The 12,985-nt window shown below is 67.4% G+C and carries 14 protein-coding genes; 9 read left to right on the top strand and 5 right to left on the bottom strand.

Going from position 1 to position 12,985, the window contains the following annotated elements; all coding sequences use genetic code 11:
• The first annotated feature begins 28 nt into the window (after positions 1-28).
• Positions 29-409 carry a VOC family protein gene (locus L0977_RS10710; RefSeq protein WP_234264853.1) on the top strand — a complete coding sequence of 127 codons (381 nt, stop codon included), beginning with the start codon at positions 29-31 and terminating at the stop codon, positions 407-409.
• Between the two features lie 15 nt (positions 410-424).
• Here L0977_RS10710 and L0977_RS10705 read toward each other — a convergent pair whose 3' ends face one another.
• The 4 genes from L0977_RS10705 to L0977_RS10690 all read right to left on the bottom strand — a co-directional run bounded on the left by L0977_RS10705 (position 425) and on the right by L0977_RS10690 (position 4,072).
• Positions 425-1,063 carry an AraC family transcriptional regulator gene (locus tag L0977_RS10705; protein ID WP_234264852.1) on the bottom strand — a complete coding sequence of 213 codons (639 nt, stop codon included), beginning with the start codon at positions 1,061-1,063 and terminating at the stop codon, positions 425-427.
• A 7-nt stretch (positions 1,064-1,070) separates the two neighbouring features.
• Positions 1,071-2,804 carry a PhoH family protein gene (locus L0977_RS10700; RefSeq protein ID WP_234264851.1) on the bottom strand — a complete coding sequence of 578 codons (1,734 nt, stop codon included), beginning with the start codon at positions 2,802-2,804 and terminating at the stop codon, positions 1,071-1,073.
• 200 nt (positions 2,805-3,004) lie between these two features.
• On the bottom strand, positions 3,005-3,481 hold the full coding sequence (locus L0977_RS10695; protein ID WP_234264850.1) for a peroxiredoxin: 477 nt from the start codon (positions 3,479-3,481) through the stop codon (positions 3,005-3,007).
• Positions 3,482-3,691: 210 nt separating this feature from the next.
• Positions 3,692-4,072 carry an Mth938-like domain-containing protein gene (locus L0977_RS10690; protein ID WP_234264849.1) on the bottom strand — a complete coding sequence of 127 codons (381 nt, stop codon included), beginning with the start codon at positions 4,070-4,072 and terminating at the stop codon, positions 3,692-3,694.
• 127 nt (positions 4,073-4,199) lie between these two features.
• Here L0977_RS10690 and L0977_RS10685 point away from each other — a divergent pair, with 127 nt between their 5' ends.
• The 6 genes from L0977_RS10685 to moaD all read left to right on the top strand — a co-directional run bounded on the left by L0977_RS10685 (position 4,200) and on the right by moaD (position 10,469).
• Positions 4,200-5,426 carry a pyridoxal phosphate-dependent aminotransferase gene (locus L0977_RS10685; protein ID WP_234264848.1) on the top strand — a complete coding sequence of 409 codons (1,227 nt, stop codon included), beginning with the start codon at positions 4,200-4,202 and terminating at the stop codon, positions 5,424-5,426.
• Positions 5,427-5,544: 118 nt separating this feature from the next.
• Positions 5,545-6,867, top strand: a complete 1,323-nt coding sequence (locus tag L0977_RS10680) for a homoserine dehydrogenase (RefSeq protein WP_234264847.1) — start codon at positions 5,545-5,547, stop codon at positions 6,865-6,867.
• A 1-nt stretch (position 6,868) separates the two neighbouring features.
• On the top strand, positions 6,869-8,299 hold the full coding sequence (thrC, locus tag L0977_RS10675) for a threonine synthase (RefSeq protein WP_234264846.1): 1,431 nt from the start codon (positions 6,869-6,871) through the stop codon (positions 8,297-8,299).
• A 10-nt stretch (positions 8,300-8,309) separates the two neighbouring features.
• Entirely contained in the window at positions 8,310-8,843 is a 534-nt protein-coding gene (gene mobB / locus L0977_RS10670; protein ID WP_234264845.1) for a molybdopterin-guanine dinucleotide biosynthesis protein B, read from the top strand.
• Between the two features lie 76 nt (positions 8,844-8,919).
• Positions 8,920-10,218, top strand: a complete 1,299-nt coding sequence (locus tag L0977_RS10665; RefSeq protein ID WP_234264844.1) for a molybdopterin molybdotransferase MoeA — start codon at positions 8,920-8,922, stop codon at positions 10,216-10,218.
• On the top strand, positions 10,215-10,469 hold the full coding sequence (gene moaD / locus L0977_RS10660) for a molybdopterin converting factor subunit 1 (RefSeq protein WP_234264843.1): 255 nt from the start codon (positions 10,215-10,217) through the stop codon (positions 10,467-10,469). Before L0977_RS10665 ends, moaD begins: the two co-directional genes overlap by 4 nt.
• 7 nt (positions 10,470-10,476) lie before the next feature.
• Here the strand turns inward: moaD and dapA are convergent, their stop codons facing one another.
• On the bottom strand, positions 10,477-11,379 hold the full coding sequence (dapA, locus tag L0977_RS10655) for a 4-hydroxy-tetrahydrodipicolinate synthase (protein ID WP_234264842.1): 903 nt from the start codon (positions 11,377-11,379) through the stop codon (positions 10,477-10,479).
• Positions 11,380-11,629: 250 nt separating this feature from the next.
• Here dapA and L0977_RS10650 point away from each other — a divergent pair, with 250 nt between their 5' ends.
• Both L0977_RS10650 and L0977_RS10645 read left to right on the top strand, forming a co-directional pair.
• Positions 11,630-12,154 carry a molybdenum cofactor biosynthesis protein MoaE gene (locus tag L0977_RS10650; protein ID WP_234264841.1) on the top strand — a complete coding sequence of 175 codons (525 nt, stop codon included), beginning with the start codon at positions 11,630-11,632 and terminating at the stop codon, positions 12,152-12,154.
• Positions 12,147-12,917, top strand: coding sequence for a GNAT family N-acetyltransferase (locus L0977_RS10645; RefSeq protein WP_234264840.1), 771 nt, complete (start codon positions 12,147-12,149; stop codon positions 12,915-12,917). The genes L0977_RS10650 and L0977_RS10645 overlap by 8 nt, the downstream gene beginning before the upstream one ends.
• Positions 12,918-12,985 lie beyond the last annotated feature (68 nt).

Genomic DNA, 12,985 nt, shown 5'->3' with positions numbered 1-12,985 from the left:
GCGGCCTGTTTTCCCAAGGAATCCCGACATGCAACTGGGCTACACCATTCTCTATGTGCCGGACGTCCGGCGATCCGTGGCGTTCTATGGCCAGGCCTTCGGGCTGGCACCGTCTTTTGTGGACGAGGCGGGCGACTTTGCCACGTTGGCCACCGGCAGCACGGCGCTCGCGTTCTGCGCCCATTCGCTGCTGGCGTCACAAGGCAAGACGCCCGGCGCACCCGACCGGATGCGTCCCTGTTTTGAAATCGCCCTGACCACGGAGGACGTGCCTGCCGCGCTCGAACGGGCCGTGTCGGCGGGGGCGCAACTGATCCAGGCGCCCGAAGAGATGCCCTGGGGGCAGACAGTGGCCTACGTGGCCGACCCGGACGGGTTCTGGGTGGAGCTGTGCACGCCCATGGGCTGAGCCTGGGGCGGTGCCTCAGCCGTGTCCTGATGCGTGGCCCAGCGCCAGCAGCTCGGGGCGTTGGCGCAGCCTGAGGGGGCTCAACCCTGCCCAACGACGGCATTCCAGGTTCATGTGGGCCTGATCGGCATAGCCCGCTTCGGCCGCAATCTCGGCCAGCGGGGCATCGGTTTCCAGCAGCCGCAATGTGCGTCGCCAGCGGGCCAGCCGGTGCCAGTAGAGCGGCGGGCGCCCAGAGCGGGTGCTCAGCAGGCGTTGCAGGCTGCGCTCCGAGACCCCCAGGAGGCGCTGCGCCTGGCGCAGGTCCGCGCTTTGGGCGATGGCTTCCAGGGCAGAGGCCACGGAGCCCATCAGCGCGGTGTGTTCGGCCAATACTTGCTCGGCGAATCCCTCGTCACCGAGATCGTGGCCATGCATCCGGGCGAGCAGGCGCCCGGCTTCCAGCGTCACCCCGGGCCGCAGGCGGTAGCCACGGTATTGCTGGCCTGGCGAAGCGGTGGCGAGGTAGGCTTGGTCGGCCAGCGGTGCCAGGAACCACCGCGTGGCCTCGCCGGGCCGGCGGGTACCGATCAGGTCCTGGCAGCCGTCGGGGAGGATCAGCGCGCCGGGGCCCCCTTCGCTGGTGTGTCGCCAAGCCTCCAGCAGCGTCTGCACGGGTTGGTCAGAGCACTTCGCTGGCGAAGTCGGCCAGCCGCGAGCGCTCACCACGGGCCAGCGTGATGTGGCCACCATGCGGCCAGCCCTTGAAACGGTCCACGGCAAAGGTCAGGCCGGAGGAGCCTTCGGTCAGGTAGGGGGTGTCGATCTGCGCGAGGTTGCCCATGCAGATGATCTTGGTGCCCGGGCCGGCGCGGGTGATCAGGGTCTTCATCTGCTTGGGCGTCAGGTTCTGCGCTTCGTCGATGATGATGTACTTGTTCATGAACGTGCGCCCACGCATGAAGTTCATGCTCTTGACCTTGATCCGGCTGCGGATGAGTTCGTTGGTCGCGGCGCGCCCCCATTCGCCCGCATTGCCACCGTCGCCCTTGGCCAGGAACTCCAGGTTGTCGTCGAGCGCGCCCATCCAGGGGCCCATCTTTTCTTCTTCGGTGCCGGGGAGGAAGCCGATGTCCTCGCCCACGCTCACGGTGGCGCGGGTCATGATGATCTCGGTGTAGCGGCGGTCGTCGAGTACCTGCGTCAGGCCGGAGGCCAGGGCCATCAAGGTCTTGCCGGTGCCGGCGGTACCGGCGAGCGTGACGAAGTCGATTTCCGGATCCATCAGCAGGTTGAGCGCGAAGTTCTGCTCGCGGTTGCGGCTGGTCACGCCCCAGACCGCGTTCTTCAGGTGTGTGTAGTCCTTGAGTGTCTTGAGTACCGCGGTCTTGTCGCGGATCTCGGTCACCCGGGCATAGAGCGAAGGTTCGCCCGGGGCTTCGAAATAGACGAACTGGTTGATGTGGAACTGACCCACCGCCGGGCCGCTGACCCGGTAGAAGGTGTGGCTGCCGCTCTGCCAGCTTTCGATGGTCTTGCTCTGGCGGGTCCAGAAGTCTTGCGGCAGCGCCAGCGAACCGGCGTAGAGCAGCTCACCATCGTCCAGCGTCTTGTCGTTTTCGTAGTCTTCGGCGGTCAGCCCCAGTGCGCGGGCCTTGACGCGCATGTTGATGTCTTTCGACACCAGGATGACTTCACGCTCGGGGTATTTCTGGCGCAGCGCATACACAACGCCCAGGATCTGGTTGTCGGCCTTGCCTTGCGGCAGGCTGGCGGGCAGTTCGTCAACCAGCGTTTCGGTCTGGAAGAACAGCAGGCCGCGCGCAGCCTGGTGTCCCGTGCCCGAAAGCGGCAGGCCTTTGGTCATGTCCCCACCAGCCTGGGCGGCCAGCGCATCCAGCGATCGGCTGGTCTGCCGACCGTTGCGGGCGACTTCCGTCATGCCCTTCTTGTGGCCGTCCAGCTCTTCCAGCACGATCATGGGCAGGAAGATGTCGTGTTCCTCGAAGCGGAACAGGCTGGTCGGATCGTGCAGGAGCACGTTGGTATCGAGCACGAACAGGCGGCGGGGGCCGGTGCTGCCGGCCCGGCTCGGGCGGCGTGTCGCTGTCACGGGCGCCTTGACCGGGGTGGGTGTTGGCGCTGCGGGCGCCGTCACCGGCAGAGAGGTCTCGATCACCGGGGTTGGCGGCGCCGCTTCCTGGGCGGGCACGGCCTTGACCGGGCGCTTGCGGGGCGCCTGAGCGGTGCGCGACCGGGTGTTCTTGGCCGGGGCTGTCTCGGAAGGGCGCGCTTCAGGCGCCGGGGTGGAAGGCGGCGCCGTCAGCAACTCCGCAACAGGCGACGTGGATTTGAAATCGTAGGCATCGGGGGAGAGGAGGGCCGCGCGTTTGGAGGGGGCGGGAGGCAGGGGCATGGGCAGTATCAGCGCAGGGGCGTGAAAACAAAAAGCCGCCAGGAAGACCGGGCGGCTTTCGGGGCTGCGGGAGACGCAGTCGGTTGGGTGGAGTTCAGACGGTGGGGACGATGTCCTGGGGTCATGAACCCATTATGCACGAGCCCGGTGACGGCATTTTGCGGACGGTCGGGCCGGGCGGAACGGGGCAAAGTACCGTTTCAGGCGGCCTTTTTGAGGGCCTTGACAGCCTTGAGCACTTCTTCCACGTGGCCCGGCACCTTCAGGCCGCGCCATTCGTGCTTGAGCACGCCGTCCGGTCCGATCAGGAAGGTGCTGCGTTCGATGCCTTTGACCTTCTTGCCGTACATGATCTTGTTCTTGACCACGCCGAACATGTGGCACATTTTCTCTTCGGTGTCGGCAACCAGTTCGAAAGGCAGTTCCAGCTTGGCCTTGAAGTCGTCGTGCGACTTCATGTTGTCGCGCGAAACGCCGAACACCTGGGCGCCGGCCTTGACGAAGTCCTTGTACTTGTCGCGGAACTGCATGGCCTCGGTCGTGCATCCGGGCGTGTTGTCCTTGGGGTAGAAGTACAGCACCACGGTCTGGCCCAGGTGAGACTGGTTGCTCACTTTGATGCCGCCGGTGGCTTGCGCTTCGAATTCGGGAATGGGTTTGTTGACAACGACTGCCATGCTGCGTGGACCCCTGCGTGAAGATGGTGGTGATTCGTTGGCTTCCCGGCACACTGCGGTGGCTGCCGCCGGCCACGCATGGTGCTGGGCCATGTGACGGAAGCCGGCGCTGGAAACAATCGCCTATTTTACCCTGTTTGGGGTGGCTGCCCGAACGTGGCAGCAGCAACCGCCTTCCTGCCGGGGTCGTGCCGGCGCACTCGCGGCGGGTCAGGGCTCGACCAGCAGGGCGGCGAGCACGCGCCGGCCTTCGCCGGCGAGGATGTTGAAGGTGCGGCAGGCGGCGGCGGTGTCCATGGTCTCGACGCCGATGCGTCGCCCCAGCAAGCCTTGCAGCAACCGGGGGTGCACGAAACGAAGGCGCCGGCCGCTGCCCAGCAGCACCAGTTCGGGGGGCTCCGGCGCATGGGCCAACAGCTGATCAAAGTGCGCGGCTTCCAGATCTTCGAAACGCTGGCAAGCCCACGGTGCAACGCCCGAAGTCGCTCCGATCACCAGACTTTGCTCATGACGCTGGCCGTTGACGGTGATCCAGCCGTCACCGTAGGCGGTGATGCTGTGGGCTTCGGGGTGGTCGGCGTGCAGTTTCATGGAAGGGCGGCGGCGCCATTGGCGGCCGCGTTCTGTGGTCAAATGGCAGGTTTTCCTGCGGGTGGGCGGAATATAGCGCCTGCCCCGGTGTCCGGTCTTATCCTGCCGCATTCCCCCGGAGGCATCCTTGAAAACGATCCAGAAGTCCGCCAAGCTGGCCAATGTGCTCTACGACGTCCGAGGACCGATCGTGGACGCGGCCAAGCAGATGGAGGACGAGGGCCAGAAGATCATCAAGCTGAACATTGGCAACCTGGCGCCGTTCGGGTTTGATGCGCCCGAAGAGATCCAGCAGGACATGATCCGCAATCTGCCGAATTCGGCGGGCTATTCGGACAGCAAGGGGATTTTTGCCGCTCGCAAGGCGGTGATGCATTACACCCAGCAGCAGGGGATTGCGGGCGTCACGCTGGACGATATCTACCTGGGCAATGGCGCCAGTGAACTGATCGCGATGGCGCTCAACGCCTTGCTGGACGATGGGGACGAACTGCTCGTGCCCGCGCCCGACTATCCGCTGTGGACGGCAGCCACGAGCCTTTCGGGCGGCAAGCCGGTGCACTACCGCTGCAACGAGGACAACGGCTGGATGCCCGATCTGGACGACATCCGCCGCAAGATCACGCCGCAGACCAAGGGTCTGGTGGTCATCAACCCCAACAACCCGACCGGTGCGCTCTACAGCGACGAGCTGCTGCGGGGGCTGGTGCAGATTGCGCGCGAGCACGGTCTGGTGCTGATGGCCGACGAGGTGTACGACAAGGTGCTCTATGAGGGCGCCACGCACACGGCCATGGGCAGCCTGTCGACCGATGTGCTGACGCTGACCTTCAACTCGCTGTCCAAGGCCTACCGCGCCTGCGGCTACCGCGCCGGCTGGATGGTGATCTCGGGCGACAAGACGGTCGCCAAGGAGTACATCGAAGGCATCAACATGCTGGCCAACATGAAGCTGGGCTCCAATGTCCCGGGCCAGTACGCCATCCAGACCGCGCTGGGCGGCTACCAGAGCATCAACGACCTGATTCGCGAAGGGGGGCGCCTGCGTCGCCAGCGCGATCTGGCCTATGAACTGATCACCGCGATTCCCGGGGTGACGTGCGTCAAGCCCAAGGCGGCGCTGTACATGTTTCCGCGGCTCGACCCGGTGATGTACCCGATTGCCGACGATCGCCAGTTCTTCATGGAGGTGCTGCGCGCCACGCGCGTGATGCTGGTGCAGGGCTCGGGCTTCAACTACCCGGACAACCAGCACTTCCGCATCGTTTTCCTGCCGCACGAGGACGATCTGCGCGAGGCCATCGGCCGGCTTGCGAAGTTCCTGGAGCAATGGCGGGCGCGCCACGGCACCTGAGCCGCCGCAGGCATCAATGGGTCGCACCCAGGGCATGAATGCCTGGCCGGTGCAGCCCTAATATCGTTTTTTCCGGAGTCCGACGCGGACTTCCAACGTCAGAGTGGATGAGTCAAGCATGAAACCGATCCAAGTAGGCCTGCTGGGCATTGGCACCGTGGGCAGCGGCACGTTCAACGTGCTCCAGCGCAACCAGGAAGAGATCCAGCGCCGCGCCGGCCGTGGCATTCAGATCACCATGGTGGCCGACCTGGATGTGGCCCGCGCCCAGTCCCTCGTGGGCCCCGATGTGCAGGTGGTGAACGACGCCCGCCAGGTCATTGCCAACCCCGACATCGACATCGTGATCGAGCTGATCGGCGGCTACGGCATCGCCAAGGCCCTGGTGCTCGAAGCCATTGCCGCTGGCAAGCACGTGGTCACCGCCAACAAGGCGTTGCTGGCGGTGCACGGCACCGAAATCTTCGCGGCGGCGTCGGCCAAGGGCGTGATGGTGGCGTTCGAAGCCGCCGTGGCCGGTGGCATTCCCATCATCAAAGCGCTGCGCGAGGGCCTGACCGCCAACCGCATCCAGTGGATCGCCGGCATCATCAACGGCACCACCAACTTCATCCTGTCCGAGATGCGCGACAAGGGTCTGGATTTCGACGTGGTGCTGAAAGAGGCGCAACGTCTGGGCTATGCCGAAGCCGATCCGACCTTCGACATCGAAGGCGTGGATGCTGCGCACAAGGCCACGCTGATGAGCGCCATCGCTTTCGGCATCCCGGTGCAGTTCGACAAGGCCTATGTGGAAGGCATCACCAAGCTGGGCGCGGTCGATATCCGCTACGCCGAGCAACTGGGCTACCGCATCAAGCTGCTGGGCATCACCAAGCGCACGGCGCAAGGCGTGGAGCTGCGCGTGCACCCCAGCCTGGTGCCGGCCAAGCGTCTGATCGCCAATGTCGAGGGCGCGATGAATGCGGTGGTGGTGAACGGGGACGCCGTCGGCACCACGCTGTACTACGGCAAGGGCGCCGGTAGCGAGCCCACCGCCTCGGCCGTGATCGCCGACCTGGTGGACATCACCCGCCTGCACACGGCCGACCCGCACCACCGCGTGCCGCACCTGGCCTTCCAGCCCGATGCCATGAGCGACGTGGCCGTGCTGCCCATGAGCGAGGTCGTGACCAGCTACTACCTGCGTCTGCGCGTGGCCGACCAGGCCGGCGTGCTGGCCCAGGTGACGGGCCTGCTGGCCGGCGCCGGTGTGAGCATCGATGCGGTGTTGCAGCGCGAAGCCGACGAAGTGGGCGGCGAAGGCGCCACCTCCACCGACCTGATCATCCTCACGCACGAGACGCGCGAGGGCACCATGAACGACGTGATTGCGCAAATGCAGGGGCTGCCCAGCGTGCTGGCGCCGATCACCCGCATCCGCAAGGAAGAGTTGAACTGAGATGCTGTACCTGTCGACCCGCGGTCACCCGGATCGCAAGCGCTTTTGCGAAATCCTGCTCGAAGGCCTGGCGCCGGACGGTGGCCTGTACCTGCCCGAGGTGTATCCGCAGGTCGATGCCGCCACGCTGGCGCGCTGGCGCGCCGTGCTGGCCGACCAGGGTTACGCTGCGCTGGCGTTCGAGGTGCTGTCGCTCTACATCGACGACATTCCGGCGGCCGACCTGAAAGCGATCTGCGCGCGGACCTACACCGCCGAGGTGTTCGGTTCGGCAGCCATCGTGCCGCTGACGAAGCTGGAAGACGGCTTCAGTCTGGAAGCCCTGTCCAACGGCCCCACACTGGCCTTCAAGGACATGGCCATGCAGTTGCTGGGCAACCTGTTCGAATACGAACTGGGGCGCCGTGGGGCCGAGTTGAACATCCTGGGGGCCACCAGCGGCGACACCGGCAGCGCGGCCGAATACGCCATGCGGGGCAAACAGGGTGTGCGCGTGTTCATGCTCAGCCCGCACGGGCGCATGAGCCCGTTCCAGCAGGCACAGATGTTCAGCCTGATGGACGCCAACATCCACAACATCGCCGTCGAAGGCGTGTTCGACGACTGCCAGGACATCGTCAAGGCGGTGTCCAACGACCTGGACTTCAAGCGCCAGTACAAGATCGGGACCGTCAATTCGATCAACTGGGCCCGTCTGCTGGCCCAGGTGGTGTACTACTTCGCCGGCTATTTCTATGCCACGAGGTCCAACGATCAAAAGGTGAGCTTCGCCGTGCCTTCGGGCAACTTCGGCAACGTCTGCGCCGGCCATGTGGCACGCCAGATGGGCTTGCCGATCGGCCGCCTGATCGTCGCGACCAACGAGAACGACGTGCTCGACGAGTTCTTCCGCACCGGCACTTACCGCGTGCGCGGCAGCGCCGACACCTACGAGACGTCCAGCCCGTCCATGGACATCTCCAAGGCCAGCAATTTCGAGCGCTTCGTGTTCGACCTGCTCGGCCGCGATGCCGCGCGCACGAAACAGCTGTTCGACGACGGGCTGCACCAGCAAGGCCGTTTCGATCTCGGCACCGACCCGCTGTTTGCCCAGGCCGCCAGCCGTTACGGCTTCGTCAGCGGCAAGAGCACGCACGCCGACCGCCTGGCGACGATCCAGGACACCTTCGAGCGCTTCGGCGTCATGATCGACACGCACACCGCCGATGGCGTGAAGGTGGCCCGTGAGCGGCGCCAGCCCGGCGAAACCGTCGTGGTCCTGGAGACCGCACTGCCGATCAAGTTTGCCGAAACCATCCGTGAAGCGCTGGGGCGCGACCCCGAACGGCCGGCGAAATTCGAGGGCATCGAGGCGCTGCCCAAGCGGGTGCAGGTCATGCGCGCCGACGTGGCGGCCGTCAAGCGCTACATCGGCGACCACTGCCACGCCTGAGGAGCCTGCGGTGAAGGTTGTCGGGTTGGCCGGTTTCTCCGGTGCGGGCAAAACCACGCTGGCGGAGCAGCTCATTCCGGCTCTGAAGGCGCACGGCTTGCGCGTGTCGGTGGTCAAACACGCGCACCACGCGTTCGACATCGATTACCCGGGCAAGGACACCTGGCGCCATCGCCAGGCCGGGGCCTACGAGGTGGTGGCCGCCTCCGACCGCCGCATGGCGCTGCAGCGCGAGTTCGAGCAACCCACCGACCTGACGGTGCACGATCTGCTGCGTGTGCTGCATCCCGGCGTGGACTGGGTGCTGGTCGAAGGCTACAAGCACAGCAACCTGCTCAAGATCGAGGTCTGGCGTGCTGAAACCGGCCAGCCTGCGCAGTACCCGGACAACCCGTTCATCGCCGCGATCGCCACCGACGCCCCGGAAGCCCTGCCAGCAACCACCTTGCGTCCGGTGCTGGATCTGAACCAGCCCGCCGCGCTTGCCGCCTGGCTGGTGGAGAATGGGGATCGCTTCGAATACGTCCCTGAAGCCTACCTCTGAAGAGGAGGCAGGGAGCGATGGGCCGCACCCGGCGACCCATCGCCTGTCGGATCGCCCGGAGACCGATGCCGAACCTATGAACCAGACTGCCCCCGTTGAAAAAGCCCGCCGTCCGCTGATGGCCCTGGACACCGTGCTGGCCGACCTGCTGGCGCGCGTGGTGCCCATCGACACCACCGAAACCCTGGCCACGGTGCAGGCCGACGGCCGTGTGCTGGCCGAAGACCTGGTGTCGGCGCTGCACGTGCCGCCGCAGGACAACTCGGCCATGGACGGCTACGCGGTGCGTGTGGCCGATGTGACCGAAGCCGGGGTGGTGCTGCCCATTTCGCAGCGTGTTGCGGCCGGGCATGCGGCCGTGGTGCTGCAGCCCGGCACATGTGCCCGCATCTTCACCGGTGCGCCCGTGCCGCCCGGTGCCGACGCCATCGTGATGCAGGAGGACACGCGCGAGGTCGGCGGTGATCTGCACGCGGTGCACATCGATGCCGTGCCGCGGGCCGGCCAGTGGGTTCGCCAGGCTGGCGAGGACGTGACACGGGGTGCCGTGGTGCTGCGGTGCGGCACCCGCCTGGGCGCCACCAGCCTCGGCCTGGCTGCCGGGATCGGGCGCGCGCAACTGCGCGTATTCGCCCGGCCGCGCGTGGCGCTGTTCTCCACCGGCGATGAACTCGTGATGCCGGGCGACGTGCCGCCCGAGCAGATGAAGCCAGGAACCATCTACAACAGCAACCGCTTTTTCCTGCGCGTGCTGCTGGAGCGCCTGGGCTGCGAAGTCAGCGACCTGGGCATCGTGCCCGACCGGCGCGATCTCACGCTCGCGGCGCTCAAGTCGGCCGCCGATCACCACGACCTGATCCTCACCAGCGGCGGGGTTTCGGTGGGCGAGGAGGATCACATCAAGCCGGCGGTGCAGGCGCTGGGCAGCCTGGACTTGTGGCAGGTCGCCATGAAACCGGGCAAGCCCTTTGCCTACGGCACGGTGCGACGGGATGCCGGCGCCGGGGCAGATGCGGCCAAGCCCTGCCACTTCATGGGGCTGCCTGGCAATCCGGTGTCCAGTTTCGTCACCTTTCTGCTGCTGGTGCGGCCTTTCCTGCTCAAGTTGCAGGGTGCCGAGGCAGCGCTGTGGCAGGCGACGCTGCGGCCCTTGCGGGTGCCGGCGCATTTCGATCTGCCCCGCGCCGACCGCCGCCGCGAATTCCTGCGTGTGCGGCGCAACGCGCAGGGCGGGCTGGAGCTGTTTCCCAACCAGAACTCCGGCGTGCTGACGTCGACCGTCTGGGCCGATGGGCTGGTGGACAACCCGGCCGGTGCCACCATCGCCCACGGTGATCTGGTGGACTACCTGCCCCTGGCGGAGTTGCTGGCATGAAGACGGTCCAGGTGCGCTATTTCGCCGCCATCCGCGAAGCGATCGGCGCCGGCAGCGAAACCGTGCAGACCGGTGCCGCCACGCTGGCCGCATTGCGCGACGAGCTGATCGCGCGGGGCGGTGCGCACGCCGACGTGCTCGCCCGGCACCGCGCGGTGCGCATGGCCCTGAACCAGGCCATGGTCGACGAAACGGCTCCCCTGGGCGAGAACGCCGAAGTGGCGTTCTTTCCGCCCGTGACCGGCGGCTGACGGCGGCTCAGCCGCCGCGTGCCGCCGCCAGCCTGGCTGGCAGGTTCAGCGATTGGGCGCGCCAGGCGGCCGACGGCGGCATCATGGGCGGCCGGAGTTCGGCACCGATCTCGCCGCGCTCGGCCAGCCAGGCCTTGACCGGACCGGGGTTCGGCTGTGCGAAGGCCGCTTCCACCAGCGGCAGCAGGGGCTGCCACAGCGCCCGTGCAGCGGCCAGCTCGCCGGCCTGCAACAGGGCGATCACCCGGGCGAATGCCGCCGTGGCCAGATGGGCGCTGGCCGCGATGGCGCCGCGGCCGCCCAGGGCCACGGTGCTGAACAACTGGATGTCTTCGCCGGCCAGCACGTCGAGCCGGCCGTCGGCGATGAACGCCTGGGTCTTGGCCGCGTCGCCACCGCAGTCCTTGATGGCGCGGATGTTCGGGTGCGCGGCCAGTGTCAGCAGCGTGTCGCGCTCCAGCACAGCGCCGGTGCGGTACGGAATGTCGTAGACGATCAGCGGCGCGGCAGTGGCATCGGCAATCGCCTGGAACCAGTGCAGGGCGCCGGCCTGGCCCGGCCGGATGTAGTGGGGCGCGGGCACCAGCAGGCCGGCCAGCGGCCGCCGTGCCAGGGTGCGCACCCATTGCAAGGTGTCGGGCAGGTGGTAGCCCGACAGGCCCATCACCACAGGCAGGCCGCTCGCGGCCTCGGTCACCGTGTCGAGCAGGGCCAATTGTTCATCGGCGTCGAGCGCGGCGGCCTCGCCGGTCGAACCACAGACCACGAGGCCGGCGATGCCATCGGCGCACAGGCGCCGGGTGAGCCGCGCCGCGGCGTCATGGTCGATGCGGCCTTCGCGCAGCGGGGTGACGAGGGGAATCCAGAGACCCTGGAACAAAGGAGCGGGAGCAGAGGCAGAAGCAGACACGGGCAGATTCCTATCCGTTGGGACCGAGAAGGAACCGTGGACGAAGGAGGTCGGGTGTGCCGGCTGGGGGAGAGGCTCCGTCGCTCATCCGAGCACGGAGCCACAGCTCCGGTCAAATGAGCTGCAGTTTTTTGGCTTTGGCGGCCACGGCCAGACCCGTGCCCCGGGGCGAAACCCGGGAGGCGAAGGGACGGTGATCGGGGCGAGCCATGGCGCGCAGTATAGCGGGCCCTCTGCCACAATCGTTGCCATGTCCGATGCCCCCACGCCCTTGCCGCACCCGACCCGCGTCTCTGTGCAGACGGCCGACTTCAGCCTCGACGACGAGGTGGCGGCGCTGCGTGCGGGCGACCCGGGCGTGGGGGCGGTCTGCGCGTTTGTCGGCACGGTGCGCGACCGCAACGGCGCGACCGGCCTGGCCGGGCAGGCGACCCCATCGGTGTTGTCCCTGGAACTGGAGCACTACCCGGGCATGACCGAAAAGGCCATCGAGGCGATGGCGGCTGAGGCCTTTGCCCGCTTCGACATCCGGGGCGTGCGCGTGATCCACCGCGTCGGCCTGCTGCAGCCGCTCGACCAGATCGTGCTGGTGGCGGTGACCTCGGCGCACCGTGGCGAAAGCTTCCAGGCCTGCGAATTCCTGATGGACTACCTCAAGACCCAGGCGCCTTTCTGGAAGAAGGAGCAGACGCCCGAGGGCGCGCGCTGGGTCGATGCGCGCGTGAGCGACGACGCGGCGCTGGCCCGCTGGGGCATCGAAAGCCGCAATGGCTGAGCCGGCCGGCGCGCCGTCGCTGCCGCCAGGCGACATCGAGGCCATCGAGCGGGCGACGCTGGCCGCCGTGGCACCCGAGCGCCTGGACAGCCTGCCGGGCTGGTTGCTACCGCTGGACCCCGGCACCATCGGCCGAGCCCACAGCGCCGTACCGCTGCACCACGGCGCGCACGACCCGGCCCTGATCGGCTTGCTGGCCGATCGTTATCGCGTGGCCGGGCTGGCGCCGGTGTTCCGGCTGCCCGATCTGCCCAGTTTCGAGACCTGGCGCCGCCTGCTGGCGGTGGGGGGCTATCACCGCCGGCAACCCACATTCACCCAGGTCGGCGCGCTCGACGGCCTGATCGCGCTGGCACCCGATACCGCCGGGGCGAGCCTGTCCACGCGCCCCGACGCGGCCTGGATGGCGATGTATCTGGGCGAAGGGTTGGATCCGGTCGATGGTGCCTGCCGCTCGCGGGCGCTGGCCCGCGCCGATGGCACCCTGTTTGCCAGCCTGCGCGAAGGCGGGCAGACGCTGGCCTGCGGTGCGGCGTGTTATGCCCAGGGTTGGCTGAGCCTGCACGGGTTGCGCACGGCGGCGGGCCAGCGGGGCCGCGGTCTGGCGGGTCGGTTGATCCGCGTGATGGCCGAAGAGGCCCGGCGGCGTGGCATCGAACGGGCCTTTCTCCAGGTCGATGCGGGCAACGACGCAGCCCTGGCGCTGTACCGACGCGCCCGCATGGCCACCGCCTGGACCTACGCCTACTGGCGTGCGGCCTGAGAGGCCGAGCGTCAGGCCGCGCTGCGTGCCGATGGGCCGGTGCTTGCGCTGCGTCAAACCCGCTTGAC

It is taken from the genome of Hydrogenophaga sp. NFH-34 (genome assembly GCF_021401345.1).
Classification (GTDB): Bacteria; Pseudomonadota; Gammaproteobacteria; order Burkholderiales; family Burkholderiaceae_C; genus Hydrogenophaga; species Hydrogenophaga electricum.
The sequence above is the reverse complement of the archived record's forward strand: the minus strand, read 5'-3'. Positions and strand labels throughout refer to the sequence as shown.

Bases quoted from the DNA above. Each gene is read 5' to 3' on its own strand.
- thrC (WP_234264846.1), top strand. From the start codon at position 6,869: ATGCTGTACCTGTCGACCCGCGGTCACCCGGATCGCAAGCGCTTTTGC.
- L0977_RS10690 (WP_234264849.1), bottom strand. From the start codon at position 4,072: ATGAAACTGCACGCCGACCACCCCGAAGCCCACAGCATCACCGCCTAC.
- moaD (WP_234264843.1), top strand. From the start codon at position 10,215: ATGAAGACGGTCCAGGTGCGCTATTTCGCCGCCATCCGCGAAGCGATC.
- L0977_RS10710 (WP_234264853.1), top strand. From the start codon at position 29: ATGCAACTGGGCTACACCATTCTCTATGTGCCGGACGTCCGGCGATCC.
- L0977_RS10695 (WP_234264850.1), bottom strand. From the start codon at position 3,481: ATGGCAGTCGTTGTCAACAAACCCATTCCCGAATTCGAAGCGCAAGCC.
- L0977_RS10700 (WP_234264851.1), bottom strand. From the start codon at position 2,804: ATGCCCCTGCCTCCCGCCCCCTCCAAACGCGCGGCCCTCCTCTCCCCC.
- L0977_RS10645 (WP_234264840.1), top strand. From the start codon at position 12,147: ATGGCTGAGCCGGCCGGCGCGCCGTCGCTGCCGCCAGGCGACATCGAG.
- L0977_RS10650 (WP_234264841.1), top strand. From the start codon at position 11,630: ATGTCCGATGCCCCCACGCCCTTGCCGCACCCGACCCGCGTCTCTGTG.
- L0977_RS10680 (WP_234264847.1), top strand. From the start codon at position 5,545: ATGAAACCGATCCAAGTAGGCCTGCTGGGCATTGGCACCGTGGGCAGC.
- L0977_RS10665 (WP_234264844.1), top strand. From the start codon at position 8,920: ATGAACCAGACTGCCCCCGTTGAAAAAGCCCGCCGTCCGCTGATGGCC.